Raw genomic sequence first — 25,807 nt, 5'->3', positions numbered from 1 at the left:
TGCTGAAGCGAAAACCGAGACAACGATCAATGTCCTAAATGGTCTTGCTTTTTTCTCCGGCGGAACTGCGCGATCAAGAACCTGAACCACAGGGACATCCCTTTGCTCCTCTATCTTCGCCTGCTCATAAAGTGGAAGGATGAACTCAAGAAGCTTGCTCTGAATCTCATAGTCCCGATACAATCTAAGGTATTGAAGACCAAGTTCTGGCACATCCTTGAACGGAACAAACAAACTCATCTCATCTTTTATCTTATCGTTTCCCTCCTTCATCTGATTGAGACGTTTTCTCATCTCTTCAATTTGAATTTTTGCAAGCTTCACCTCCGGCGCATCCTCGCCGAGTTGTCGGCGTAAAATCCCAAGCTTTACCTCCTCGGCTATTATCTGAGCCTCAAGCTCAGCTGCAGCTGTAACAGCTGCCTTCGTTTGCTCGGGCAAGTAATAAATTCCATACTTCTGCTGAAACTTCTTTAAAGTATCCTCTGCCGACTTTAAATCCGCAAGATTCTGAAGATACCTGCGCTCAATCAAAAGCCTTCTGTTCCTCGCCTCTTCAGTGTTAAGCCTTATGTTTATCTCATTTAAAACCTCAACGAAATAATTCGCCATATCAGCTGCTCGCTTTTTATCTTCATCATAAACATTTATCACGAGAACCCCATTTTCATCAATTTCAAAATCCGTATTACCCCGAAGCTTCTTTATCGCCTTCTCCATTGAGGAATCTTTTATATCATAAACCTTGATAAGGTTAAACCTTTCAACAACTTTTTCCATTGCGGTTCTGCTGTTAAGTATAGCTAGATAAGTAAAAAGTGGCGGTTGATTCCCACCAAGCCCCCTTAAAAACGGTGCAAATTCACGAATTGATTGAGTTATGACCCCACCAAGCCCACCAAAAATATCGCTCCTTTGCGGAGCTATCACAGTTGCAGTTGCCTTATACTGGACAGGAAGAAGAAGTGCAACGATAACAGCAACAAATGTCAAAACGAAAACATTTATAAGTATAAACTTGCGCCACTTGTAAATCACATAGAAATAATCCCACACCCCAACTTCAACCGGCTTTCCATCGGTCCTCTCAACTGGGTTCTCACTCATTTGAAAAAGATTTCTTTTTTTAGAAAAGCGAACATAATTTTTAAAAAAATAACAAATTAAACCGATAAATCAAAGCATCACTTCATCGCAACTTGCCGAGAGGACAAAGCATAAAGCAAAATGTTGGAAAAGAGTTGAAGTTGAGCTGTATTATCAATGCTGGGGTTGTCAAACTTACTTAAAATTCTCATATAACCTTTGCTTGAAAATACAACAACAAGACGCCTCTGCCAAAATAATCCTTCAAGAAATGTATATTTCTCCTCCCTTTCAAACTCTTTCACTTCAACTATATCATCAGCCCCAAGCGGCAGTTCCTTTATCTTAGCCCATATTGAATAAATTGGATGCGTTTGAAAAATTTTTTCAATGTAACTATCTTCAAGCCGTGACTTAATCTTATCAAGTAGGTCTCTTGCGCCCATGTTAAATTGACTTGACCTTGAATGGCTTAAGTCATCAATTAAAATTATCCCACCGTTTTTTATACAAGCCACAAAGTTATCAATTGCAATCGGAGAAAATTGAGGTTTAACAACACCACCGCCTATAATAACAAGGTCAGCGTCTGCAATTGACTTTGATTCCGGTTTGCCAGTTTCAATTGAAATTTTCAAGCCCTCTTTTTTATTTAAAAATTCAGCCAAATTTTTCAAACCCGCTTCAATTATATCTTCACCATCGCCACCATATCTAACCTGGAAAATTTTTATCTCTTTCTCCTTTAAACTTTTAAAATCAACTCTACTCTCAGCCAAGGCTATCACTTTTGTAGTATCTTTAGGAGTGCGTATAACTGGCACACGTTTAAAGTAAAAATTTATATCAATGAAATCACTTGGGACATTGTTTTCATCATAGCCGACGATGAAATCCTTTAAAATCACTTTAACTCTTTTCACCCCCTCAGATAAAGGGTCAAAAACGATTAATCCCTCACGGCTATCTCCCTTGTAAAGAGGTCGCCCGTAAGTTAACATCGTTCTCCTTGCTATCCCCATCCTCGCCTCAAAGACCTCGTCATCAATCCCAGATGAACCCTTTCTCGCACGATAATACTCCTCCAAACTATGAAACTTGCTCGTCTTAGCATCAAGCCCGTAAGCGATAAACCTGTCCCCTCTATCACTTAACAAAATCGCATTTTCAGGATCAAAGTTAATTTTTGGGGCAGTGTAATTATAAATTGAAACCTTAAAAACAGTGAAACGATTTGGGGTATAACCAAGCTCCGGGTCAACCCAATCACCGTAAGTATATGGATTCGTTGAATAAATTCCCCCCTTTGACTCTTCTGGAAACTCAAAATTATTGAGTTGATAATCGCTCATATACTTTATCTCAACCTTGAAAGAACCCCTATTGTAAACTATCGTCATTGAATCCTTACCTATTTGATAACTTGTGTCACCGATTGACACAATCATATCTAAATCCGGGACAATTTCGTATTCAACCTTTTCGGGAGGGAATAGAAGAAAACGATAAACGCTATCACAACCGCTCAAGGTGAAAAAAGCAATTGCAACGAGAAAAAATTTTTTCAGCATTTTCAAACAGATTTAATTTTCGTTTACAAATTCAAATTTAAAATCAATTGCCTTGACCTTCGCATTTTCCTGATAGATTGAAACTTCTGGGATCACAAGGAGTAACCACCTAACCTTCTCAGTCGGCTTTTTAAACACAATCAAACCTCGTCTTATAACCCCAGGATAGATTTTCTCATCCCTAAGCAAAATATCCCGCAATAGCTTTTTGTTAAGTTCAATTCTTCTTTGGCTCGTCAAAAGATGTCCAGCCCAAAAGGGATCATAAATCGTATACGGGGTTATATATCTCATCGGATAAGGCACTGTCTCAGCCTGAATTATATCGTCAATTTCAAGTGACCTATATTGATTCCTTTTATCGTCAAGTAAAACAGCCGATGATGGCTTTATCTCAATTTTATCGGAGCGCAAATTTTCAATCACGACATCAAAGACAATGTAAGGTATCTTTCCGAAGTCATCTTCAAATGGACTTGGAACATTTCTAGGGGCTATTGGATTACCAAAGGCGTCATAGTAATTTCCATACTCTTGGAGGTGGATATATTCGTTATATGCCGAAAGTATTTCAGCGTTGTCATCTTGAGCGTAATTTATGTATTCATCCTTTAAAATTTTCTCAAAGTCCTTTTTGTCATAAGATTTCCCAGCGCTTATTCTTCTTATTTCCGCTGGGGTAAGGATTTTAACACCAATTTTGATGCTATCCTTCAAGACAACCGCAAGTGTTTCTTTGACAGTTAAAGTTTGCACCTTTGGAGTTGGGCTTTCCTCATGATATTCACTTAAAAAATAGGCACATCCCGAAAGGAGAAAGAAAATTAAGGGGAGAAAAAATTTAAATCGCATTCTTTAACACCTCCAAAACTTAAAAATTTTATTGTTGCATTACAACTTTTTCTTTATTTTTCGCAACTATACCACCGGGTTGATTCATCGCAAATATCAATATATTCAACCCAAGCTGTAATTGTCTTGCGTTGTCAAGTGGCGGTGTTGCATACGGCCAATCACCCCACGCCTGGGTATAACCCTTATTTGATAAGACAACCGCAAGACGTCCACCAAGCCAAATCCCTTCAAGATAGTTATAAACCTCCCGCGCAGGTCTTCTTGAATCAACCCTTGCGAGGTCATCACCAGCTGGCGGACCATCAAAGTCCTTCCAAATGTGATAGATGGGATGATTGTTCGGTATCCTCTCCCAGACAGCATCATAGCCAAGGGCATCTTGAATTAATTGCTTAACAGACCTCGTGAAAGGACCATAAGCTGATGCAAGACCATCGTCAATGAAAAGAAACCCACCCGAGCGTAGATATTTTGCGAGATTTTCAACTTCGTTTTTCGTATAAATGACCTCTCCATCATAGCCCATCATTATTAGAATTGGGACATCCATTATATTTTTTGAGTCAAGACGAATTGAACCCATAAGATTAAGTTGAAGATTTGGAAGAACTTCCATTGCATACCTTTGAAGATTTTGCAATGCAGCCGGTCTGTAATTCCACATCGGTTCACCGTTTGGAGCCGATTTACTGCTTCTATACTCAACTTGATAAACATTTAAAAAGCCACGCCAATCCTCTTTACTTCTTCCACGCTCAAGCCAACCTTCAAATCTGTCCATAAAATTTGTATAGCTGATTAATTCCTCCTGCAAACTTTTCACACTCTTGCTGGCATACCGCGTGTTAATCACATCATAACTTAAGCTCGGTCCAGTTAACATCGCCGGTGGTGAATAAGTCCTTTCAACATATTCACCAGGTCTTGCAAGCGAAGCAAGAGATGTGCCACTGTGGGTCACCGCTGTTGTCATTGAACGTGCTGCAAACCTAGGTTTTTGTGGTGTTGTAAACCTTTGGAGAACTCGTTCAACCACAGTCGGCATCTTCCTAAACTCAATGCTCTTGGTCAAACGAGGCGGTCTTTGAATAAATTTTACCGTTGTCGGTGGTCTTTTGACCTCCTTCTTCTCGGGAAGCTTTATATTCATAACCACTGGCAAGCTGTGAACCAAAAAAGCTATTAAAAGAAATTTCAACAAAGATTTCCTATTGTCATATATAAAGCGAGCGATCTTGTCGCTTAAATCAACGCCAGGTATTTTATAGTTTCTTCCGTTCATTTCACTTGAACTTCCTCTTCCTCTTTTTCAGTTGCTATAGCAAGCTGGTCAATCCCACAAAGCTTTGCTATATCCATAACCTTGACCACGACCCCGTGGAGCGTTTTCTTATCCGCCTTTATTATCAAAACCTTGCTACCAAAAATTTCCTTATCTTTGAGCATCTCCTCCTGCAAATTATCAAATGTCACACGCCTTCCATTTAAATCCATCTCACCACTTGAGGAAATAACTATCGTGAGGTCTTTCTCTGGAGGAGCATCAGAAGAAGCAGCGCTCGGCAAATCAACCTTCAAACCGCTTTGAACAGCAAAAACAGTTGTCACCATAAAAAATATCAAGAGTTGAAAAACGCAATCAATCATAGGTGTCAAGTTGATGTCAACCGAATAATCGCCATTTCCTTTTTTCTTCCTCATGGCTCGCTTCACTCTTTTTTCTCTTTAAAATATCCCCGAACTTCTTCTTCAATTGCCTTTGCCTCTTCATCTGAGATGTCAAGTTCAATTCTTTTCCTTCTCAAATATTCAAGTTCCTCTTCACTCAAGTTCCCGTTCCTGTAAACTGATCTCAAAATTGATTTATACGTTTCAATTCTGCCGTGTTCACGAAGGAGAGTGTTTATAAAATGATTTTCAAATGGTGCAAGCCGACTTGTGATTTTTTCCGCTCTTCTCTTCAAGAAACTATACCCAAGAACCGATGGGATTGCAACCGTTAAACCAGCAGCTGTTGTCAGAAGCGCCACCGATATTCCGTGCGCCACAACCGCCGGGTCCCCACGCCCTCCCTTAGCAAGCTCATCAAAAGACATTATCATCCCAACAATGGTCCCGAAAAGACCAAGCAAAGTAGCTACATTAGCAATCGTGCTTACAATCGGCAAAAACTCCTCAAGATATTCAGATGTCGAATCAACCGCTGTGTCAATTAGCTCCTGACGCATATCATTAATTGAACGATTTTCTTGAAGAAGGAATTCATATCTTTTTAAAACCGAAAGAAAAACAAACGAAAGAATAGAACTTCTCTCCTCAAAATACTTAACAAGCGATTCAAGATTTTTGTTTTCTTTCAAAATCCCCTCAATCTTCTCAAGCTCGCTCGCTATCTTTTTATCCCCAGGGACACGCAGATACCTGTAAATCCTCTCTATGATTATCCCCATTGAAATCACCGAAAATATGAAGAGTGGAACCATTATGTAAGGTCCACCCTTGATTATAATGTCAACAAGCCAGTTGTCCCAAAGCCATGACCACCACGACTTTTGCTCAATTAAAGCAATCATAATCCAAACCAAATTTATTTTAAAAATTAAAATTGCTCTTTATCCATTCAAGATGTTCCTTTGCGAAAATAACAGCCGAACGAGCATTGTCATCGTTTGAATTCGCGTAATCGCGAATTATCTCCTCATACATCTTAGCTGCTCTTCGCCAATCACCAAGCTGCTCATAAGAGGCTGCGATATTGACACGACAACCAACAACTATATCCGAGTCGGGATACTTCTGCCATATCTTCGTCAACTCCTCAATCGCCTTTCTATAATCCTTGTTGTCAAAGTATTTCATCGCCTCTTGATACTCAGCATAAATGTTTATAAGTTTCAAGTCCTTTATAAGTTGCTTTGCTTCTTCAACCTTTCCATGGTTTGGATACATTGAAATGAATTCCTCATACGCTTGCTGCGCTTTTTGATAATCCTTTGAATTATAGTAATAGTCACCGATTGTGAAAAGAGCTATTGGTGCATGCTCACTTTTCGGATAACGCTTCACAACCTGTTTAAAAATTTCAACCATTTGCTCGGGTTTTTGAAGCTCGTAATAACACCAACCCTCACTATAAAGAGCAAGCGGGGCAAGTTCACTTGAAGGGAAAATTCTATAAACATTTCTATACTCACGGATCGCATCTTCATACTTGCCCATGTTGTAAAACGACTCACCAATGTTAAAATATGCCTCGGGTGTTAATTCATCTCGCGGAAACTCACGGACAAAACGTCTGAAAAGATTTATCGCCTTTTCCCAATAACCGAGCCAAAAGTTTGAATAAGCCAAGAAGAATAAAGCATTTTTATAATTTTCCGCCCTCGGATAAATTTTGGTAAACTTGTCAAAAATTTCAATTGCATAATCATATTCCCCATTATCATAGTAAACTGCTCCAACCGAGTAAAAGACATCTTGTATAAATTTTGAGTTTGGGAATTTTTCACCAGCTTTTGATAAAACGCTAACTGCTTTCTCAAACTCACCAAGTTGGCGATGCGAATTCGCAAGCACGTAAATAGCCCTTGATATAGTGACCTCATCTGCGACATCACTTTGAAAGACATCACTTGCAAATTTAACGGCATTTTTATAGTCCTTTGCCTCAAAATATGCCTCAGCAAGAAGAGCAATATATTTAACCTTCTCAATCGGCTCCGGCGCCTCGCCGACCAACTTTGAGACAAGATTTATGCCCTTCTCAATTTGACCCGACTTAACATAAGATATAGCAAGCTTCTCATTCACTTGTGGTAAGAGCGAAGTTAAATCCAGACCAAACCTTTTACTCGCCAAGCAAAGCTCAAAGTCCCTTATCGCTTCCTGATACTTTTCCATCTGATAATAAAGTGAACCCCTCGCATAAACCGACTGAAGTTTCAAAAGTTCATTCGCCCTCATATCATCAATTATCAAACTTAACTCTTCAATCGCCTCCTTAAATTTCCCTTGTCCGATATAAATATCCGCAAGCGAAAAATGAACTTCCGGGACAAAATAAATGCTGTCCTTTAAACCCTCAGCCGTCTTTAAAATATCCTTTATAAATCTTTCGCCCTCGGCAAATTTGCCTTGAATACTGAACGACTTTGAAACTTTGATAAACGCTGGCAGGTAAAACCCTGAACCAGGTGAAATGTTTTGAAAAACATTCAACAAACTATCATATTTTTGCGAATCAAAATAAACAAGCAAGATGTAATAATAAACCTCATTCTTGTCCAGTCCCTGTGGGTTTTCAGAAAGAATTTGATTTAATTGCGATAACGCATCATCATATTTTTTCATCTCATAATAAGTCCGACCAAGTTGAACACGAGCAGGGGCATATTGAGGTGTATTTTTATACTTTGAAGCTATCTCATTAAAAGCATCCTCAGCTTTTAAATACTCACCGAGCGCAAGATGAGAAATCCCCTTAAAGAAAAGCATATCAGGTATATAACTTGAACCAGGAAACTTCACAAGAAACGAATCACATTCAGCAACTGTCTCTTTATATTTCTTTGCATTGTAAAGACAAATCACCTTTGAATAAATCGCATCCTCAACTGGGAAATCAATCAAAAACGCCACCTCGCTATACGCCTTGATGTAAAAATCATATTCATCAGCTGCCTTGTCGTATTTGAGCGAGTCCTGATATGTTTTAGCGATCAAATATTGCATCTTTGCCTGAATTTGCTTGTTCTCAAAATTTCTATCAATTGCCTCCTTATAAATGGCTATTCCCTCACTCAACCCTTTCTTTTCAAGTGCATATTGAGCCATTTTGATATAAGCCGTCTCAATCAAACTTGGCAAGAGTGAATAGTTAGCTATAACATTTCTATAAGACCTCATCGCTTCATCATACTTATCCATCTGCTTATAACAATCAGCAATCCTCAAACTTGCCTTTGCAACTATTTCAAGTTGCGTTTCCTCCCCCTCCCTGCCCGTCATCGCTTCAAAAACCTTTCTCTCCCTAACAACCTTTAGCTCAATTTTCTCAAACTCCTCCTTCTTAAATCTCTCCGGTTTGAATCTCTCAACTACGCTCTTGAACCATTCAACCGCCTCATCATATTCCCCCATCTCAAAATAGTTCTGACCAACTTGATACATTGAATGTGGAATAAGTTCATTACCTTGAAACTTTTCAATCAATGTTTTGAAATAAAAATTTGAGCTATCAAGCAACTTCAATTCTCTAAAAGCCCAACCAATGGTGTAATATGCTTTTGGAACTCGCTCGTCATTTGGAAATTTTTCTATAAGTTTTTTAGCAACAGCTATCGCTTCCTCAAATTTCCCCTCTTCATATCTTAGATCAGCAATTTGATAATATGCCAAACCAGAAAGCCACGGGGAATCAGCGCGCTGTTCTGCTACAATTTTAAAGTTATCAACAGCTTCATCATTTCTTTTCAATTTCCTCAAAGCGTTCGCTTTCTGAAAATAAGCTGCGGTTTTAACGCTCACAATTAAATCCCCATTGAAAAGAGCCACCTTAACACTGTCCTCATCCAAAAGCTTGCTCTCTGTGTTTATGATGTAATCATACTGTTTTATCGCCTTCTTATAATCACCAGATGCGTAAAAATTTTGCCCCGAGATGAACGCCTTTTGAAGCTCCAAAGGCGTTGGGACAAAATTAGCAATTATTGAAGCTGTCAATGTCACAATTATGATTATCTTCCACATCTTGCTTCACCTCCGAAAATTAGAAACCAGCTATAACTGTGAAAAAGATAGCCGATTCATCTCTGCTAAATTTCTCTTCGCCTGGTTTTACAAATTTTCGCTTCGTGAATTTATAACCGAAATCAACAACAATTGAATAACCTTTATACGAACTTTGATTCGTAAGCGAAAACGCTATCGTCCCTCTGTTTTCACTCCCAGTTCCATCTTTCAAATTCCTTATCCTGTAAGCTAACGCATCGGGAAGCCCGATTATCGTCAATCCCTGAAGCCCAAAATTGAAAACCGTTCTATCTGTTAATTTATATCCAATCCTGAAAATAGGAATCGTCTCCTGTGTGTGCTGGTTTATGATCGTAATTCTACGCAAACCGCCTCCAATATCAACATAACCAAGCTTTGTTTCCTTGACCGTTCTGACCTTGAATTGAGGCTTCACCTCAAGACGACCCCCGAGAAACTTCATCGTATAATCAATTTTGTGAACAAGCCCAAGGAGAGTAATGCGACCTTCAAGCTGATCACCCGTATATTTTGCCTCTGGCAAAAGCGCTTTGGTTGCATCCCCAAGGGGATATTGAAAGTTTAGCTCAAAACGAACCTTGTTTTCTATGTTTAAATTTGGAATTTGCGTATACCTTGTCTCAAAGTAAAGATTATGAACAAAGCTATTGCGATAATTTAACGGGTCTTCCGTAAAAACGGGAAATGGGCTCGTTATAGTGATCACACCTTTATACCTGTAAACCGGATTTCCAATATCATCCCTGACTCTCTTCATAACATAATACAAAAGTAAAGAACCAAGCCGAGGGTTAAAAGTTGTGTAAAATGTCCTCAAATAAACCACATTGTTAATGCCACCTCTTGCAAGTGCGTTCTCTTTTATCAAACCAACTTGCACTGACCAATTCCTCGTCAAATTTATTTTTGTAAATGCATGGTATCCATTTATATCTGGCTCGTATGGATAATCTGGATAAATATCATTTTCCTGCTCGTCAATGACACCATTATTATTCCAATCATCACCATAGTCAAAAACAGGCGGATCACTATAATAAGTCAAAAAGTCCTCCTGAAAATCGGGAATCCCATTCGCATTTTGATCATCGTCGGGAATCCCATCGTTGTTCCTGTCCTTGCCCGGGAATATCCCGGCATCAGGTCTTCTTATAATGCTTGTTAATCCGATCAATTCATTTGCATTTTGTCTATAACCGAGCAAAAATGGGTCTGGTGTTGGATTTAAAATGTCTGAGTTTTCAAAGGTTGGGTTCGGCGTCGCATTGTAGAAATAAAACCCATCTTCCCATCTGTCCCTGTCATCATTATCATCAACGAGCGAAAAGTAAGCACCACCTGGAATAAAAGCTCTATCACTTGAGACATCATACGCAGTAACTCCATAAACATCTGGCGCAAGATAAGCATAACCTGAACCCGTCCACTGCATATAATAGCTATTTTCAAGCGAATAAACATTTAAAGCAGTCGTATAAACCGGCTCAATTTTATATCTTTCAAATCCAAATGTCAAGCGCCCAACCTTCTTTGACGCTTTTATGTAAAAAGCATTCCCTGTTTGAGTAAACCAGGGACCTCTTCCGACTGGATACTTTGACCATTCCAAACTTTGAGCGAATTCGCCCTCAATGCTAAACCCCTTCCAATTAAATTTAAAATTCAAACTATAAACGCTCATACCCGTCGTGAGAGCATAATTAAACCTCACAACTTGCTTGTTTGAAGCATCTTTTACGTTCCCCTCAGCTCTTTTTATCAACCTGAAAAATGTAGGTGTTCCGACAGCGATTGAATCAGCATGTGAGATTAACCTCACGCTCTGACTCCAATCATCAAGGCGATTCACAAAATCATGAGCTGCTTCTATCTTAAAATCATTTGCAACTATAATTTCAAACTCAACCGACTCAACCCCGAAAGGTATAATGTATGCGTAAGTTATATTCCCATCGCTTGGAATTTGCTCTGGATAAACAGGCAAAGCTGATAAAAGCGACCTCAATTTATAACCAGGACCTCCCTGTATAGGTGTGTAAGCGGTATAACTTAATGTATCAGCACCAGCAACCCAAATAGTCCTGTCTATGCTAAAATTCCTTAAAACATAAAACTGAAGCGGAGCTCCAAGAACGGTTTCTTGAGGATTTGGCACCTTACCGTTTATATTTTTCGTTGAAACCCTCTTCCCATTTATTTTTACAACTGGCTCAGCATAAATAATTGGACCAGAACCATCGCGAGGCGAATCATCGCTTATACGGACGAAAATTATCCTCGGTGCTCCATTTGCTGGAACACCTTTAAACGGAACGTCGCGAGCGTTAACATCCATCCTACGGGTGTGTTGATTGACATATGTCATCCCAACAGTTAAAACATCACCTATATCCGTCTCAAAGTGACCACCGAAAAGATACTGAGCCCAATTTCTTGTCCTCTGAACACCATCAATTAAAAGTGGCGCGTCAAACCTGAAACGAACCGGGTCACTCACCCTTGAAGCTATAAATGTCCCACGATATTTAGTCGTCGCCCCGTCCCATCTTATCCCGTTAAACCTTGCCTTGTCAAAGGTAAGAGATGTGAACTTCGTCCTTATAGCATCACCTATCATTAAGCGAGTTTGAAAATCACTGTAATTATCGCTCGCTATTACAAGATTTTGAAAATACTGATAATAAAATCTTGATTTCGTCAAACTGCTAAAACCACCAAGCTCTTGCCCGATAAACTGCCTTTGATTTTCAAGCAACTCAAAAATTAAACTCCCATCAATCAAAAAGTTCCCAAAATTATCATAAAATCTCTTTCGCAGGAATGATATGCTGTAATTTTCGTAGTTTCTGCCCGAATAATTCAAATAACTTTCTTTATCCCTGGCTATGAACTGTGAAAACGCATCCTCAAACGAAATCACCAAAATAAGAATTATTAACTTTCTCACTGACATTTTCCCACAGTTATGATTTTTTAGAAATTAAATTCAATGCTGAACTTATGGCTTGCACCTGCATCTGGAATTTCAAACTGATACACATAAGCATAATCAATACTGAATTTCCAATACCTTAGCCCAATCCCCGGATTTAAACTTCCCTGGGATGTGCCTTTAACATCAAAACCACCAGAGCTTCGCAACAGCAATTCAAACTTTTTATCAAAGAAGTTAGAGGTAAACGCAAGAATTTCAAGACCTGCTTCAACTTTAAAGTTGTTTTCCGATCTTGAGAAACCAAGACCCACAAGATAGTTGTAATTTCTTGAAACATAAACGATAGCTCCTGCAAACTCAATCGGCAGTTTCGCATCATCCGATTTATTTACAGATATGCTCGGTCGGGTAATATTCTTCACGGAGAAACCAAATCTTATATCTGAACCCTTGATGAAGTCACTTAAATTTAAAATCACCCCCGCATCAAATGTGAAACCGAAATATGAATAACCTGACTCCCCTGGAGGTGCCGAGGCGGACCACCTCAAGAACTTAACATCCCCACCCCAATAAAAAGATTTTAAAATTTTCCCAGAGAAGGAAAGAACAAACTGATTTTCACTCCATAAACCCGCTTTGAAATATGTAATCCCAGCTCCAAAATCAAAAAAGGAAAACACCGGGATAACAGAGCTCAAAGTCACATATTGAAGATTTTCTCCCTCAACAAACGGATATAACCTTGAATAAGTTGATGCAAAGCCAAAACCTCTCAATTGAGCAATCCCAGCTGGGTTGTAAAAAATCGCGTATGGGTTATCCGCAACAGCAATGTAAGGAATCCCAAGCGAGACAGCTCTTGCCCCATGTCCTAGGTCTTTGAAAGCGCCCGAAAAAGATAAGTTCAAACTCAAAATTCCTAAAAAAGCCACAAAGATAAATCTTCTCATTGAGATACCTAAACAAATTATTTTTCAATAAACCACAGTTACTGTCTTGAAAATTGATTCAACTTTATCGGAACCAATCGCAACCCTCAGAAGATAAACACCAGGTCTTACAACTCTGCCAGATTCATCTCTACCGTCCCAAAAGAAAGAGCTTGAAGATATGTAAGCGAACGCTTTACTTGGACCATCAAATATCGTCTTGATAAGTTTGCCGGTCAAGTCAAAGACTTGAATTTTCAAATTCCTTTCAACATTTAAATTAGCAAGGAAAAAACTTATTTGCACTTTGTCATTTAATCCATCTCCATTTGGCGAAAATGGATTTGGGCTAACTTGCAAATCAACGATCAATCTCTCTGGAACATCGCTTGTCAAAACCGTCTTAACATCTGTAAATTGTGGGTTATCTGGTGTGAGCTTGCTTATGAAAATAGCTTGAAATTGATTTACATCAAGATAAAGCGTCAAACTTAACTTGACGATAACCCTTGCGCTTGTCTTAATAGTTTGTGGGAAAGCTATCTTAACATTATAACCGGTGGTAACAACTGAATAAGCCACAGAACTGCCATTTACTTGAACTGCTTCAACACTTGCTGGCGACGGAGTAAACATCAAAAGCGTATCAACACCAAGGGAGTTATCATCAATTTGAATGTCAAAAATTAGTGAGATCTCCGAACGCTTGAGAATCTGTACAACTTTTGGTTCAATATCAACAGAGATATTTCTTGCGACGGGCTTTTTATCGTAAAAAATTAAGAGATTCTTCAAAACTGGCGTTTCAGTCGTTGAAGTTGATAAATTCGCTTTAAACTGTATATATCGCTTTGGTTCCGAAACATTCAAAACAGATGGCTTTTCAATTTCCTCCGACCATTGTCCCCAAGAGTCATCCACCTTTGCTGAAGAACCAGTTCTAAACTGAAACTTCACTGAAGTTCCCTCAGGCAAATCCGCTTCCCAGGATGCCCAACCCCAGTTAACATCCTGACCAACATCAATAACCTGAGACACATAACTTCCGGAAGGCAAATAACCAACACCATAAACCTCTATCTCAGAGATGACCGTTGAACTAAATCTATCAATGGCATCAAAACTTACCTTGACATATCTTGCAAGTATTGGGTCAAATATATCAATTGTTTTCACATCTTGATTATCCACCTTTTGGACAATTCTTGTCAATTGCAGTGAATCCATCCCAACATAAATCGTATAAGCCCTTGGTCTCAATGACATGTTCCCTCCAAATGTCACAATGGCAACCTTGTTTATCCTACGCATAGCCATTAGGTCAATCATAATATAACTTCCATCTCCCCCGGGTTTTATCTGACAAAATGTCCGCGGGTCTCCATCAATTACTTTCATCGGATTTCCTGTTGTTGTATCAAGTGTCCCGGTTGAAGTCAAAGGCGCCCCTGTTCCATAATAAGTTATCGTTGCTCTTCTACCCTTAGCGAGGTTTTCAAGTTCGCTTGTCTTTAAAATGACATAACCATTTGAATTCTCAACACTAACCCCGTTGCTTAGCGTGCTGTCATAAACAAACCTGAAATTTGAAACAACTACTGAGTCCCTTAAAGATTGTGAAACCAACAAGGGCGGAAATATGAGGGAGAGGAAAACGATCAACAAAGCTCTCATAAATTTTTCGGCGTAGATGTTTTTTATTCTTCAGGTTCTAATTTACCGAAATTCATCTTATTAAGTCAAGGAATTCAAAGGGATTACCTCAAAATTTCAAAAAATTTTACCCCACACTGGCGAAGGGATTTATTTTATGTTGCGCAGGACTTTCTCAAGCCCCTTTGAATAAACCAAAAACCAAAGGTTTTCCTCCGTCAAATATTCGTTTATATCAAAAACACACGGATGATAAATTTTCCTGAACTTCATGTAATAAATTTCCTTCCCCTGACTTCTCCACTTCTGCTCATACTTTGTCGGATAAGTTCCCGGGTTTTCAAGTATAAATCCCTCTGGATATTCGCTTATGAACGAGCCAGAATCAAGCATTGACTCAACGACAAAATCCCTAAATTCGGGGTGATCGGTAGCAATTGAAACAACACCTCCATCTTTAAGTCGCTTCGCAAGAAGACGGTTAAAACAAACCTTAAGCATCCTCCTTTTCTTGTGCCTTTTCTTAAACCAAGGGTCTGGGAAATTGAAATAAATTTGATCAAAAGTCCTATCGGGAAACAAAATCAGAAGCAAAAGTTTTGCATCGCCGACGAACAATCTCACATTTTCAAGCCCTGCTTTTATAATTTTCTTCTCCGCTTTCCTTGCGAAAAAATTCACAAGTTCAATTCCGACAAAATTTTTCTCCTTATGATCGCTTGCAACCTGCACCAAAAAAAGCCCGTTCCCAAAACCAATTTCAAGTTCAACTTCTGAATCCCTCCCGAAAATTGAATTTAAATCCAAAGGATAATCACTTCCGCGCCAATCAATAATAAAACCCATTTTCAACCCGTTCAACTTTGTTTTAACACTACGCCAAATTTGAAAACAAGTTCAGCGCCCGAGTAAGCTGTTTTGAAGATAAAAAATAAACCGACAAGATAAAGGAAAAACAAAACAAAAACCAAAAACGATGAGGTTTTCTGACTCCTCAAAAAAACATAAAGCTTCAGCATAAATACAATCCCGAAGACAAACAAAGAATAAGTCGCGCTTTCTTGATGCTCTGTCAAGACCTTAAACCCTTCATCTGAAAGTTTCAACCTTTGCGATTCAATGTTTCCCGACTGAACTGCAAAAATTGAAGACAGGACGACAATTGAAATAAAAAGTAAAGTGGTATTTTTAAACTTCCCTTTTGTGAGAAAATCAAGGACTTCAAAGATAAATGCAATTACCGAAATAGCAATGGGAAAATGGACCAGCATCGGGTGCAGGTTCATACGCTGAGCAATTTTGTTATCAACCGGGTGGCCACATCATTATCCTTCCGCCCAGCAAGTGAAGATGGACATGGTAAATGCTTTGACCCGATTCACGGTTGCAGTTAAAAACAAGCCTAAAGCCACGATTATGAATGTTAAACTTCTTCGCGATCTCATTCGCAACAAGAATTAAACGACCTACAAGTTCGGCATCCTCTGGCTTCAAATCAAGAAGCGTTGGATAATGCTTCCTCGGGACAACAAGGATGTGAATAGGAGCTTGCGGGTTTATATCGTGAAAAGCAACCAACTCATCGTCCTCATAAACGAAATCAGCCGGCATCTTGCCCGAAATTATCTCACAGAAAATACACTCCTTCATTTTCAACTCGCCTTTGTTTTTACGAAATTATCTTATCGGTTATGAATTTTCTCGCCGAAATCCAACTACCAATAAAACCAAGAAGACAACCGAAAAATATCAAGATAGGATAAAATAAATTAGGCATTGAAACATTACTTAACACATCGTCAGGTAAATTTGGGATTAAAATCTCAACTATCAAATATATCACACCAGCTGAAAAAAGCGCCCCTATAAAGCCCTGTAATAAACCCTGGATTAGAAAAGGCGAAACAATAAAGCCACGCGTCGCCCCGACAAGTTGCATCGTCTTTATAAGTTTTCTCTTGGCATAGATTGTCAATCTTATCGTATTTATGACGAGAAGAACGGAGATTAAACTCAGCAAAAAACCACTAACCAAGAAAGTCCTTGAGAATAATTCAAATCTTCGCTCAAGCACACCAAGCAAAGCCCTTCTATACCTTATGTCTTCAATTTCATCTATTCGCTTTAACTTCGTAATCACTTCTTTAACACCGCGCAAGTTTCTGTATTTTTCTTTCAACTTAATCTTGAAAGACGCTGGAAGCGGATTAAAATCAAGGATATTGAATATGTTTTCTCCGAACTCCCTTTCAAAAATTTTCACCGCCTCTTCCTTTGAAACATAATAAACATCTTCAACCTCCTGAAACGATGAAATAACCCTTTTAAGCGAGTCAACCTCCGAATTTGAAAGTCCATCCTTTAAAAATGCCTCAACCTCAATTTTCTCCTTAATTGACATGATGAGTTTATTGACATTATACCCAATCATTGCGAAAAGACCAAGAGCAAGCAATGTGACAAAAATTACGAAAATAGATGCAAAGGAGGACAACTTTGATTTCCTAAAACCCGAAATCGCCTCACCAAATATATACCTAAACCTCATCCTACTTCCCTCCCCTTTTCATATGTGCCGAGAAATTTGTAGTAATCCGTCAATCTTTTCAACTCCCTTATCGCATCGGAACAAACTTCGTCTTCAATGCTTCCTTCAAAATCAAGATAAAACATATAACGCCACGGTTGCCCTATTATCGGTCTTGACTCAATTTTCAAGAGATTTATATCCCTTTGTGCAAATACACCAAGCGCTCTATAAAGTGCGCCCGGTATATTTTTCGTGGTGAATATAATTGATGTCTTCGGATTTTCCCTGGCGATAATTTTTTTCCTTGACAAAATTAAGAACCTGGTGAAATTTTTCTCGTGATTTTCAATTCCAGCTTTTAAAATTTTCAAACCGTAAAATTTCCTCGCCTGTTTTCCAGCAATTGCAGCCCCATCCATAATTTTCTTCTCTTTTATCATCTTCGCAGAGCCAGCTGTGTCATATGTCGGGATAATTTCAACCTCGCTCAAGCTTTTCAAAAATTTTTCACACTGTGCAAGTGCCTGTGGATGGGAATAAATCTTTTTAACATCCTTTAAATTCACGCCATAATTTGCAAGCAGATAATGTCTTATCCTCAACTTGACCTCACCGACTATGAAAACATTATACTTTTGGAGAAGGTCGTAATTTTGATGTATGCTTCCGTAAAGGGAGTTCTCAATCGGGATCACACCGAAATCAACGACACCTTTCTTAACACTTTTAAAAACATCTTCAAATGTGTTAAACGCAACTGGTTCCATCCTTTCATCAAAGAATGCAAGCCCTGCTTGTTCACTAAAGGCACCTCTTTCTCCCTGAAATGCCACTTTAAACTTCACCTTAAATCCCCATCAATAATTTGACTCATCACGCCAAAAAACTATCAACCAAGGTTGACTCGGGCTACTTCTTTGTAATATGAAATTGGCTCTCCCATCAATTCTAATTATGTCCGCAGGATTGAAAGTTATAGTGAGATTGAAACCACGCACCACATTTCTATAGACCGAGTCGCCCATATCAACCACGATGTTGTTCCATATCAAGTCAAGATTTTGCGCATTTCTAAAAAGTCCATAAGTAGCTCTCATCTCGTCAATTTTACCCCACGAAACATCCTGACCCTTATCATAATCTCTATAAACGAAGACAAAATTTTCATCAAGCAATCTGCTATAAACGGCGGTATCTTTAAAAGTATAAGCATATCTAAAGTTTTGAAAAACACCTTCAATTGTCCTCTGATCACCGAGCAATTCTGAACCTTCTGCGCTTGTGTCAAGACCAGGGGCAAAAGGATTAACACAAGAGACGAAAATAAACAAAGGCAAAAAGATAAAAAAGCGCATTCTCAATAGCTAAACTTTGCTTTTAAATCGCTCCAACTAAATTCACTTTGAGTTTTAACATCAATCCACCTGTAAATTGACCAGTTGCCGTTTCTATCGGGCGCAAGATAAAATTGAAGTTCGCCTTTTGCGCTCTGAGGTATGTCCTTAACACTGTGTTGAAAACTTACAAGATATTTAGCATAATAAATCGCTGAATCAACGCCCAAACTTTGGAAATTACCCGACAAAATTAATTCAGAGATTCCACCTGCTGGCACATTCGCCTTGATATTATTGAAATAATTCCGCTCGCTTGCTAAATCCCAACCCCTGAAAATTTCAGGATATTGAACTTGAGCTTCCTGCGTCGGGACAAATACAAATCTTCTGCTTGAAAAGTTAGAATCAACAAAACAACGGATATAGTTTTCAGTATTTCTATCAAAAATAGCGTTACGCAAATTTTCAAGAACTATATCAGCAGTTACTGGTTGTCTCCAATTTGAACGCTCGGAAACCTCCGTTGGAAGTTCTGGCTCGCGAACTTTAAATAGTCCGCAGGAAACGAAAAAAAGATGGAAAAAACTCAAAATTTTTAACACCTTCACCAATTCACTTTTCAACCAAGACGGTTGACTTGAATTTTATATACCTTTCAAAGTCCTCTCTAAACCTTTGGACGCCAAATTTTATCGGCCAAGCTGCAGCATCCCCAAGGGCACAAATCGTATTACCTTCAATGTTATTTGCAACGCTCACAAGAAGATCAAGGTCCTCAGGCCTGCCCTCACCTTTTACAATTCTATCAAGTATCTTAAACATCCATCCAGTCCCCTCCCTACAAGGTGTACATTGTCCGCAGGATTCATGCCAATAAAATTTCGCAATCCTCCACAAAACTTTAACCATATCGGTATCCTCATCCATAACCACAACACCACCAGTTCCAATCATTGAACCAGCATTTCTCAGACCATCAAAATCCATCGTCACCCCTTCAATTTGATCGCCTCTCAAGGCTGGGGTTGACGAGCCACCTGGGATAACCGCTTTAATTTTTTTATTATCCCTGACTCCACCCGCATACTTATAAATCAAATCCGTTAAGAGAACCCCAGTTGGGAGTTCATAAATTCCGGGTTTATTCACATGACCGCTTACGCCAAAAAGTATCGTCCCTGGGTGCTTTGGGGCACCGATTTTTGAATACCATTCACCACCTTTCTCAATTATGACAGGGACATTTGCAAGCGTTTCAACATTGTTTATCGTCGTCGGATAACCCCACAAACCATATTGAGCCGGGAACGGTGGCTTAACCCTTGGATACCCCCTCTTTCCTTCTATTGACTCCATCAAAGCGGATTCCTCACCACAAATATATGCACCAGCCCCACGATGAATGTAAATGTCAACATTGAAACCAGAACCAAGTATATTTTCCCCTATATAACCCCTCTCATACGCCTCGTCAATCGCCGTCTGAAGAATTCGCATCCACTTAACATATTCACCGCGAATATAAACATAGATGGTTTGTGCACCTATTGCATAGGCTGCGATAAGAGCTCCCTCAATCAATTGATGCGGATTCTTTTCAATTATCGCTCTATCTTTAAAAGTTCCTGGTTCACCCTCATCAGCATTTACAATCAGATATTTCGGGCGAGAATCCTTAGGCATAAAACTCCATTTCATACCTGTCGGGAAAGCTGCTCCGCCTCTCCCCCTTAAACCTGACTTCTTAACCTCCTCTGTAACCTCATCCGGCTTCATACCGAGAGCTTTCCTCAAAGCGGAATACCCACCATTTGCTTCATATACCTCAATTTTATGAAGATTAGGTATATCCTTTAAAATTAATTTTATCTGCTCCATCACTTACCATCCCGACTTAGTTGTTCAATAAGTTTATCTATCTTTTCTCTTGTCATGTTCTCGTAATAATCGTCGTTGACTTGAATAACAGGTGCTGTCCCACACGAACCAAGACACTCAACCTCAGAAAGTGTGAACTTCATATCAGGCGTCGTCTGCCCAACCTTAATGTTAAGTTTTCTTTGAATATGTTCAAGGTTTTCATAAGCACCGTTAAGCATGCAACTTATATTCGTGCAAACTTGAAGATGATATTTCCCGACCGGTTTTTTATTATACATCGTATAAAATGTCACAACCCCATAAATATGACTATAAGGCAAACCTAAAAGTTCAGCCACATATCGCATAACATCCTCAGAAATCCAACCAAATTGTTCCTGCGCAATCCAAAGAACCGGCAAAAGTGCTGCTTGCGCCGTGGGGTATCTTTTTTTAATCTCTTCAACTTTCTTTAAATTTTCTTCCGTGAACATCTCCACTGAAATAATTTATTTTTAACTTGAAAAATTTCATTTATCCGCCTCACCCATAACCGGATCAATGCTCCCAATTATTGCTACAAGGTCAGCTATCATGTGACCTTTCAACATTATCGGCAAAGCTTGAATATTTGTAAATGATGGCGATCTAACCTTCAAACGCCATGGGAAACCCGTTCCATCACTTACAATGTAAAAACCAAGCTCCCCTTTCGGATTCTCAACCGCATGATAAACCTCACCGACAGGCGGAGTCCCACCAAAGTTCGTCAAAATAAAATCGTGAATTAATTCCTCCATTTTCGTATAAACGAGTTCCTTCTTCGGTAAAGTCGCTTTCGGCTCATCCGCTTTAAATGGACCAGATGGCAACTTCTCAATGCACTGCCTTACAATTTTTACACTTTCTTTCATCTCGCCAAGACGAACATAATAACGCGCAAGACAATCACCCTCTTCATAAACAGGTATATCAAAATCAAGCTCATTATAAACAAGATACGGCTCATCCTTTCTCAAATCCCTCGGAACACCACAAGCTCTGAGATTTGGTCCGCTTAAACCAATATCAATCGCCTGTTCTTTCGTTATAACCCCGATACCATCAGTTCGCTCAATGAAAATTCTGTTTTTGTTCAAAAGTTTCTCGCATTGCTCAAGCTCCTTCGGGAAGTTGTCTATGAATTCCTTTATTGAGTGAATTGCTTCATCCGTTATATCTTGTGCAACTCCTCCGATACGAGCATAACTTGTTGTAAATCTAACACCTGTGACAAGATCAAAAATGCTTAAAATTTTCTCCCTTTCCCTGAAACACCACATAAAAACAGTCAAAGCTCCAACATCCATCGCAAAAGTCCCAAGCCAAACAAGGTGAGACGAAATCCTTGAAAGCTCACTTAAAATAACACGGATATATTGCGCTCTTCTCGGCGCTTCAATTCCGAAAAGCTTTTCAACGGCAAGCATATATGCGATGTTATTCGCCGGTGGAGCAAGGTAGTCCATCCTATCTGTATGTGGCAAAAATTCAAGAAAAGTCATATTCTCAGCGATTTTTTCCTTCCCGCGATGCAAATAACCAAGTTCGGGAACAGCATCAACTATATATTCACCATCAAGCTTTAAAACAAGTCTCAAAACACCATGCGTAGCTGGATGCTGAGGACCGACATTTAAAATCATCTCCGTCCCCAACGGATCAAACTCTGCCTCTATATTTCTTTTCCCAAGCGATTCAATTATTTTTTCCATTCTTTCCTCACTCATCTCACATCCCGCTTTATTTTTTCCTGTCCTGGTAGTGGAATTGAACCCGGAATTCCTTGCAATGGAAAATCCTTACGCAAAGGATAATACTCAAAATCCTCCGGCATATAAATCCGCCGTAAGTCAGGATGTCCGGAAAATTTTATACCGAACATATCAAACGTCTCGCGCTCATGCCAATTAGCAGCAGACCAAACAGATGTAACCGACGGAACAACTAAATCTGGTTCATCAACGAAAACTTTTAACCTCAATCTGAATTTATTTTTAAGCGACCAAATGTTGTAAACAACCGCAAACCTATCCTTCTCCCTATAATAATCAACCCCACATATATCAACGAGATAATCAAACGAAAGTTCAGGGTCATCTCTCAAAAACTTGCACACATCAACAATTTTTTCCTTTTTGACTACTATGGTTAATTCATTTCTGAATTCACTAACCTCAACGATGTCATCTTTAAATGTGCTGTTAAGTTTTTCAATTACCTTTTCCTTCATCGCAGGTCAAATTTTATTTAAATGTAAATTGGGTCTCTTTTCGGTGGAACGCCTTTCTTGATCAACTCCTGAATTTTAAGAAGACCATTTATCAAGTTTTCAGGTCTTGGCGGGCAACCCGATACATAAACATCAACGGGGAGAAATTGATCTATACCTTGAACGACAGCATAGGACCTATACATTCCGCCAGTTGAAGTGCATACACCCATTGCAATCACCCATTTGGGATCAGGCATCTGATCATAAATTTTTCTTACAACGCGAGCCATTTTATAAGTCACAGTCCCAGCAACTATTAAAAGGTCTGATTGCCTTGGTGAAAACCTCAAAAATTCAGAACCAAATCTTGCAACATCAAACTTTGGCGCAGCAAAAGCCATCATCTCAATTGCACAACATGAAATTCCAAGTGGCATTGGCCAGAGCGAATTTCTTTGAGCCCATCTTATAAATTCGCTTAACTTCGTCGTTAAAAATCCCTGCTCCTCTATGTTAAATGTATTTATTCCCATCGCAAAGCTCCTTTTTTTATTATGTAAATGTAGCCAACGAGAAGAACAGCTATAAAAAGAAACATCTCTACATAACCTAACACGCCAAGTTTATCAAAAGTTACAGCCCAGGGGTATAAGAAGACCACTTCAATATCAAAGATGATAAATAACATCGCAATAAGGTAAAACTTAACCGAAAACCTATCCCTTGCTGTTCTGATTGGCTCCATACCACTTTCATAAGTGGAAAGCTTCTCGGGGGTGGGTCTTTTCGGTCCGAGAAATCTGTTAGATAAAACCATCAAAGTTGAAAACACTAAAGCAAAAAACATAAGGATGAAAATCGGAAGATATTCGCTTAACATTTTCAAGCATGTGCTTTGTTTAAAAATGTTGTAGTAAATTTAAAAAAGCATCTCAAAAAATCAAAAAGGCGCGTCCGAAGACGCGCCCAGCTAAAAAAATTACCTCTTCACGACAACACGAGAGGCATAACGGATAGGGGTGACGATCAAAATTAAAGCTATCAAGAGGATAACGACTAAACCTATAAGATAGGATGGTGTCGGCGTTATAGGCGTTATCTTAATTTCATAAAAAGCTAAACCAGCAAAAATAAGCCCCATCAATGCCTCGCCAGCTATCAAACCTGATGCAAGAAGTGTCCCATTATTTTCAAGCTCAGACATCTGTTCTTGTGTGAAACCTCTTCTCTTAGCAATCAAATCGGCAATCCCTCTTATCAATCCTCCAACGAAAATTGCCGATGTCGTCTCAAATGGCAGATACATTCCAACGCAGACTAGCATCGGGCTTCTAACTTGTAGAAGTATCAACCCGAAAGCCATAAGCATTCCAACGATGATAAGTGGCCAAGCCATTTCCCCACCGACAATTCCTTTTGAAAGCATCGCCATTAAGCTCGCCTGCGGAGCTGGTAACGCCTTTCCTCCAAAACCTGTACCTCCAGCTTTTATATCTCCCTGATGCAAAATAAAAAGCGGGAAGTAGAGAGCAAATGAAGCAACCAAAGCTCCAATTATTTCACCGACTTGCATCTTCCAAGGTGTACCACCAAGTATATGTCCAACTTTTAAATCCTGAAACATATCGCCCGCAACAGCTGCAGCAACACATATCACAGCAGCAACTCCCAAAACCGCAGCAATCCCTGAAACTCCTTTCACACCCAGAACAACCATCAAAAGAGCAGCAACTATCAAAGTTGAAAGTGTAAGTCCACTGATCGGATTATTACTTGAGCCGATAATACCAACAAGATAACCAGACACAGCTGCAAAGAAAAATCCAGCAATTAACATAACGATTGTCGCCGTGATTGAAGCATTGAACATACCACTGAAATAATAATAAAGCGCAAAAGTGAACAAGGCGAAAATTAACAACAAAGGAAGTATCCACTTCAAGTTCAAATCCTGATCAATCCTACTCACAGCGGATGACTCGCCAGCTGTAGCTTTCTTCAAATCCGTGATTGAACGTTTTAACCCAACAGCTAAACTATTTCTCATCCTATAGAGCGTATAAATTGCACTCAAAAGCATTCCACCTATCGCGATCGGACGAACTATAAACTTCCAAATGGCGTAGGCAAGCTCAATCCATGATGCTTTTTGAACCCCCTCCTGAATAACAAGTGGTTCAAGTTGAGGTCCAAGGAAATACACCAATAATGGAACGAAAAGACCCCAAGCGAGAAGCCCACCACTAAAGTTAAGTGCAGCAAGTCGCGGTCCAATTATAAAACCAACACCTATATAAGCAGGGCTCACGGCCGGAGCTGTCAAAACCGTTCCTCCACCACCAACTGAAACACTTGTTATCTCCTGACCCCTGCCACTTAACAGCCTAATGCCTGTCTTCGCAAAAATTGTGACCCTTTCCCAACTTGTAGCAAAGAAATTAAACTTGCCCAATGTCTGAATCAACGCACCGATACCCATAGCGCCAAACAAATACTTCGCTCCACTCCCACCAGCTTGACCCGCCTTGTGAATCTCTGACGCAGCTACTGACTCCGGAAACGGTAACTCCGGGTCCTCAACAAGAACCCTTCTCAACAATGTGACGAAAAGAACTCCAATAACTCCACCGATTGCCATAATGAAGGATGATTCCCAATATCTTTGCGGTGAATCAAACTCCTGCCATACACCAGCGATCAAAAAAGCAGGTATCGTAAAAATTGCCCCAGCAGCAACAGCTTCACCTACTGAGCCAACAGTTCTGGCGAAATTTTCCTCAAGTATCGTCCCTCTAAACAATCTCAAAAATGCCATGCTTATAACAGCCGCAGGATAAGTCGCCGCTATCGTCATTCCCGCTTTCAAACCAAGATACGCATTCGCTGCCCCTAAAACAACCGACATCACAAGCCCAAGAACAAGGGCACGAATTGTAAATTCCCTCATCGTCTGCTCAGGTGGAACAAGCGGTTTGTACTTTAATCCAGAACCACCTTTAATTTCAGCCATTTTGACCTCTCT

At 39.5% G+C, this 25,807-nt stretch carries 24 protein-coding genes; all 24 read right to left on the bottom strand.

Annotated features, from left to right (window positions below; translation table 11 throughout):
• Positions 1-1,107 (bottom strand): GumC family protein (locus tag FKZ43_RS06760; RefSeq protein WP_140945116.1); only part of this gene is annotated, 1,107 nt, incomplete at its 3' end.
• A gap of 77 nt (positions 1,108-1,184) precedes the next feature.
• Positions 1,185-2,657, bottom strand: coding sequence for a DUF4159 domain-containing protein (locus FKZ43_RS06755; RefSeq protein WP_140945115.1), 1,473 nt, complete (start codon positions 2,655-2,657; stop codon positions 1,185-1,187).
• Between the two features lie 12 nt (positions 2,658-2,669).
• A complete protein-coding gene (locus FKZ43_RS06750) occupies positions 2,670-3,509 on the bottom strand; it encodes a hypothetical protein (protein WP_140945114.1) in 840 nt (279 codons plus the stop codon).
• 28 nt (positions 3,510-3,537) lie between these two features.
• The gene (locus FKZ43_RS06745; protein ID WP_140945113.1) at positions 3,538-4,794 is read right to left on the bottom strand and encodes a DUF4159 domain-containing protein; all 1,257 of its coding nucleotides are present in this window, start codon (positions 4,792-4,794) and stop codon (positions 3,538-3,540) included.
• Positions 4,791-5,213, bottom strand: a complete 423-nt coding sequence (locus FKZ43_RS06740) for an ExbD/TolR family protein (RefSeq protein WP_140945112.1) — start codon at positions 5,211-5,213, stop codon at positions 4,791-4,793. Before FKZ43_RS06740 ends, FKZ43_RS06745 begins: the two co-directional genes overlap by 4 nt.
• Positions 5,214-5,221: 8 nt before the next feature.
• On the bottom strand, positions 5,222-6,085 hold the full coding sequence (locus FKZ43_RS06735; protein WP_140945111.1) for a MotA/TolQ/ExbB proton channel family protein: 864 nt from the start codon (positions 6,083-6,085) through the stop codon (positions 5,222-5,224).
• A gap of 19 nt (positions 6,086-6,104) precedes the next feature.
• Complete coding sequence (locus FKZ43_RS06730) at positions 6,105-9,260, bottom strand: tetratricopeptide repeat protein (protein ID WP_140945110.1); 3,156 nt, start codon at positions 9,258-9,260, stop codon at positions 6,105-6,107.
• Between the two features lie 19 nt (positions 9,261-9,279).
• The gene (locus FKZ43_RS06725; RefSeq protein WP_140945109.1) at positions 9,280-12,231 is read right to left on the bottom strand and encodes a hypothetical protein; all 2,952 of its coding nucleotides are present in this window, start codon (positions 12,229-12,231) and stop codon (positions 9,280-9,282) included.
• A gap of 26 nt (positions 12,232-12,257) precedes the next feature.
• The gene (locus tag FKZ43_RS06720; RefSeq protein WP_140945108.1) at positions 12,258-13,172 is read right to left on the bottom strand and encodes a PorV/PorQ family protein; all 915 of its coding nucleotides are present in this window, start codon (positions 13,170-13,172) and stop codon (positions 12,258-12,260) included.
• Between the two features lie 24 nt (positions 13,173-13,196).
• The gene (locus FKZ43_RS06715; protein WP_140945107.1) at positions 13,197-14,825 is read right to left on the bottom strand and encodes a discoidin domain-containing protein; all 1,629 of its coding nucleotides are present in this window, start codon (positions 14,823-14,825) and stop codon (positions 13,197-13,199) included.
• Positions 14,826-14,954: 129 nt separating this feature from the next.
• Entirely contained in the window at positions 14,955-15,650 is a 696-nt protein-coding gene (trmB, locus tag FKZ43_RS06710) for a tRNA (guanosine(46)-N7)-methyltransferase TrmB (RefSeq protein WP_140945106.1), read from the bottom strand.
• A gap of 11 nt (positions 15,651-15,661) precedes the next feature.
• Entirely contained in the window at positions 15,662-16,090 is a 429-nt protein-coding gene (locus tag FKZ43_RS06705) for a DUF2231 domain-containing protein (protein ID WP_320415052.1), read from the bottom strand.
• A 19-nt stretch (positions 16,091-16,109) separates the two neighbouring features.
• Positions 16,110-16,454, bottom strand: a complete 345-nt coding sequence (locus FKZ43_RS06700) for a histidine triad nucleotide-binding protein (protein WP_140945104.1) — start codon at positions 16,452-16,454, stop codon at positions 16,110-16,112.
• Between the two features lie 19 nt (positions 16,455-16,473).
• On the bottom strand, positions 16,474-17,352 hold the full coding sequence (locus FKZ43_RS06695) for a cell division protein FtsX (RefSeq protein WP_140945103.1): 879 nt from the start codon (positions 17,350-17,352) through the stop codon (positions 16,474-16,476).
• Positions 17,349-18,179: a prephenate dehydratase gene (gene pheA / locus FKZ43_RS06690; protein WP_140945102.1), complete on the bottom strand. Its 831-nt coding sequence runs from the start codon at positions 18,177-18,179 to the stop codon at positions 17,349-17,351. Before pheA ends, FKZ43_RS06695 begins: the two co-directional genes overlap by 4 nt.
• A 12-nt stretch (positions 18,180-18,191) precedes the next feature.
• Entirely contained in the window at positions 18,192-18,689 is a 498-nt protein-coding gene (locus tag FKZ43_RS06685) for a hypothetical protein (RefSeq protein ID WP_140945101.1), read from the bottom strand.
• Positions 18,690-18,691: 2 nt separating this feature from the next.
• On the bottom strand, positions 18,692-19,273 hold the full coding sequence (locus FKZ43_RS06680) for a hypothetical protein (RefSeq protein WP_140945100.1): 582 nt from the start codon (positions 19,271-19,273) through the stop codon (positions 18,692-18,694).
• A 10-nt stretch (positions 19,274-19,283) separates the two neighbouring features.
• On the bottom strand, positions 19,284-20,549 hold the full coding sequence (gene nuoF / locus FKZ43_RS06675; RefSeq protein WP_140945099.1) for an NADH-quinone oxidoreductase subunit NuoF: 1,266 nt from the start codon (positions 20,547-20,549) through the stop codon (positions 19,284-19,286).
• A complete protein-coding gene (gene nuoE, locus FKZ43_RS06670; RefSeq protein ID WP_140945098.1) occupies positions 20,549-21,025 on the bottom strand; it encodes an NADH-quinone oxidoreductase subunit NuoE in 477 nt (158 codons plus the stop codon). Before nuoE ends, nuoF begins: the two co-directional genes overlap by 1 nt.
• A gap of 36 nt (positions 21,026-21,061) precedes the next feature.
• On the bottom strand, positions 21,062-22,300 hold the full coding sequence (nuoD, locus tag FKZ43_RS06665) for an NADH dehydrogenase (quinone) subunit D (protein ID WP_140945097.1): 1,239 nt from the start codon (positions 22,298-22,300) through the stop codon (positions 21,062-21,064).
• Positions 22,297-22,803, bottom strand: coding sequence for an NADH-quinone oxidoreductase subunit C (locus FKZ43_RS06660; protein ID WP_140945096.1), 507 nt, complete (start codon positions 22,801-22,803; stop codon positions 22,297-22,299). Before FKZ43_RS06660 ends, nuoD begins: the two co-directional genes overlap by 4 nt.
• Positions 22,804-22,820: 17 nt before the next feature.
• Complete coding sequence (locus FKZ43_RS06655) at positions 22,821-23,318, bottom strand: NADH-quinone oxidoreductase subunit B (protein WP_140945095.1); 498 nt, start codon at positions 23,316-23,318, stop codon at positions 22,821-22,823.
• The gene (locus FKZ43_RS06650; protein ID WP_140945094.1) at positions 23,309-23,665 is read right to left on the bottom strand and encodes an NADH-quinone oxidoreductase subunit A; all 357 of its coding nucleotides are present in this window, start codon (positions 23,663-23,665) and stop codon (positions 23,309-23,311) included. The genes FKZ43_RS06655 and FKZ43_RS06650 overlap by 10 nt, the downstream gene beginning before the upstream one ends.
• A gap of 99 nt (positions 23,666-23,764) precedes the next feature.
• A complete protein-coding gene (locus FKZ43_RS06645) occupies positions 23,765-25,795 on the bottom strand; it encodes an OPT family oligopeptide transporter (RefSeq protein ID WP_140945093.1) in 2,031 nt (676 codons plus the stop codon).
• Between the last annotated feature and the right edge of the window lie 12 nt (positions 25,796-25,807).

This window comes from Candidatus Thermokryptus mobilis (genome assembly GCF_900070205.1).
GTDB classification, from domain to species: domain Bacteria; phylum Bacteroidota; class Ignavibacteria; order Kryptoniales; family Kryptoniaceae; genus Kryptonium; species Kryptonium mobile.
This window is presented reverse-complemented; position numbering and strand designations above follow the sequence as displayed.

Coding starts and splice junctions, on each gene's coding strand:
- FKZ43_RS06755 (WP_140945115.1), bottom strand. CDS start 2,657: ATGCTGAAAAAATTTTTTCTCGTTGCAATTGCTTTTTTCACCTTGAGC.
- FKZ43_RS06750 (WP_140945114.1), bottom strand. CDS start 3,509: ATGCGATTTAAATTTTTTCTCCCCTTAATTTTCTTTCTCCTTTCGGGA.
- FKZ43_RS06745 (WP_140945113.1), bottom strand. CDS start 4,794: ATGAACGGAAGAAACTATAAAATACCTGGCGTTGATTTAAGCGACAAG.
- FKZ43_RS06740 (WP_140945112.1), bottom strand. CDS start 5,213: ATGAGGAAGAAAAAAGGAAATGGCGATTATTCGGTTGACATCAACTTG.
- FKZ43_RS06735 (WP_140945111.1), bottom strand. CDS start 6,085: ATGATTGCTTTAATTGAGCAAAAGTCGTGGTGGTCATGGCTTTGGGAC.
- FKZ43_RS06730 (WP_140945110.1), bottom strand. CDS start 9,260: ATGTGGAAGATAATCATAATTGTGACATTGACAGCTTCAATAATTGCT.
- FKZ43_RS06720 (WP_140945108.1), bottom strand. CDS start 13,172: ATGAGAAGATTTATCTTTGTGGCTTTTTTAGGAATTTTGAGTTTGAAC.
- FKZ43_RS06715 (WP_140945107.1), bottom strand. CDS start 14,825: ATGAGAGCTTTGTTGATCGTTTTCCTCTCCCTCATATTTCCGCCCTTG.
- trmB (WP_140945106.1), bottom strand. CDS start 15,650: ATGGGTTTTATTATTGATTGGCGCGGAAGTGATTATCCTTTGGATTTA.
- FKZ43_RS06705 (WP_320415052.1), bottom strand. CDS start 16,090: ATGAACCTGCACCCGATGCTGGTCCATTTTCCCATTGCTATTTCGGTA.
- FKZ43_RS06700 (WP_140945104.1), bottom strand. CDS start 16,454: ATGAAGGAGTGTATTTTCTGTGAGATAATTTCGGGCAAGATGCCGGCT.
- FKZ43_RS06695 (WP_140945103.1), bottom strand. CDS start 17,352: ATGAGGTTTAGGTATATATTTGGTGAGGCGATTTCGGGTTTTAGGAAA.
- FKZ43_RS06685 (WP_140945101.1), bottom strand. CDS start 18,689: ATGCGCTTTTTTATCTTTTTGCCTTTGTTTATTTTCGTCTCTTGTGTT.
- nuoF (WP_140945099.1), bottom strand. CDS start 20,549: ATGGAGCAGATAAAATTAATTTTAAAGGATATACCTAATCTTCATAAA.
- nuoE (WP_140945098.1), bottom strand. CDS start 21,025: ATGTTCACGGAAGAAAATTTAAAGAAAGTTGAAGAGATTAAAAAAAGA.
- nuoD (WP_140945097.1), bottom strand. CDS start 22,300: ATGAGTGAGGAAAGAATGGAAAAAATAATTGAATCGCTTGGGAAAAGA.
- FKZ43_RS06660 (WP_140945096.1), bottom strand. CDS start 22,803: ATGAAGGAAAAGGTAATTGAAAAACTTAACAGCACATTTAAAGATGAC.
- FKZ43_RS06655 (WP_140945095.1), bottom strand. CDS start 23,318: ATGGGAATAAATACATTTAACATAGAGGAGCAGGGATTTTTAACGACG.
- FKZ43_RS06650 (WP_140945094.1), bottom strand. CDS start 23,665: ATGTTAAGCGAATATCTTCCGATTTTCATCCTTATGTTTTTTGCTTTA.
- FKZ43_RS06645 (WP_140945093.1), bottom strand. CDS start 25,795: ATGGCTGAAATTAAAGGTGGTTCTGGATTAAAGTACAAACCGCTTGTT.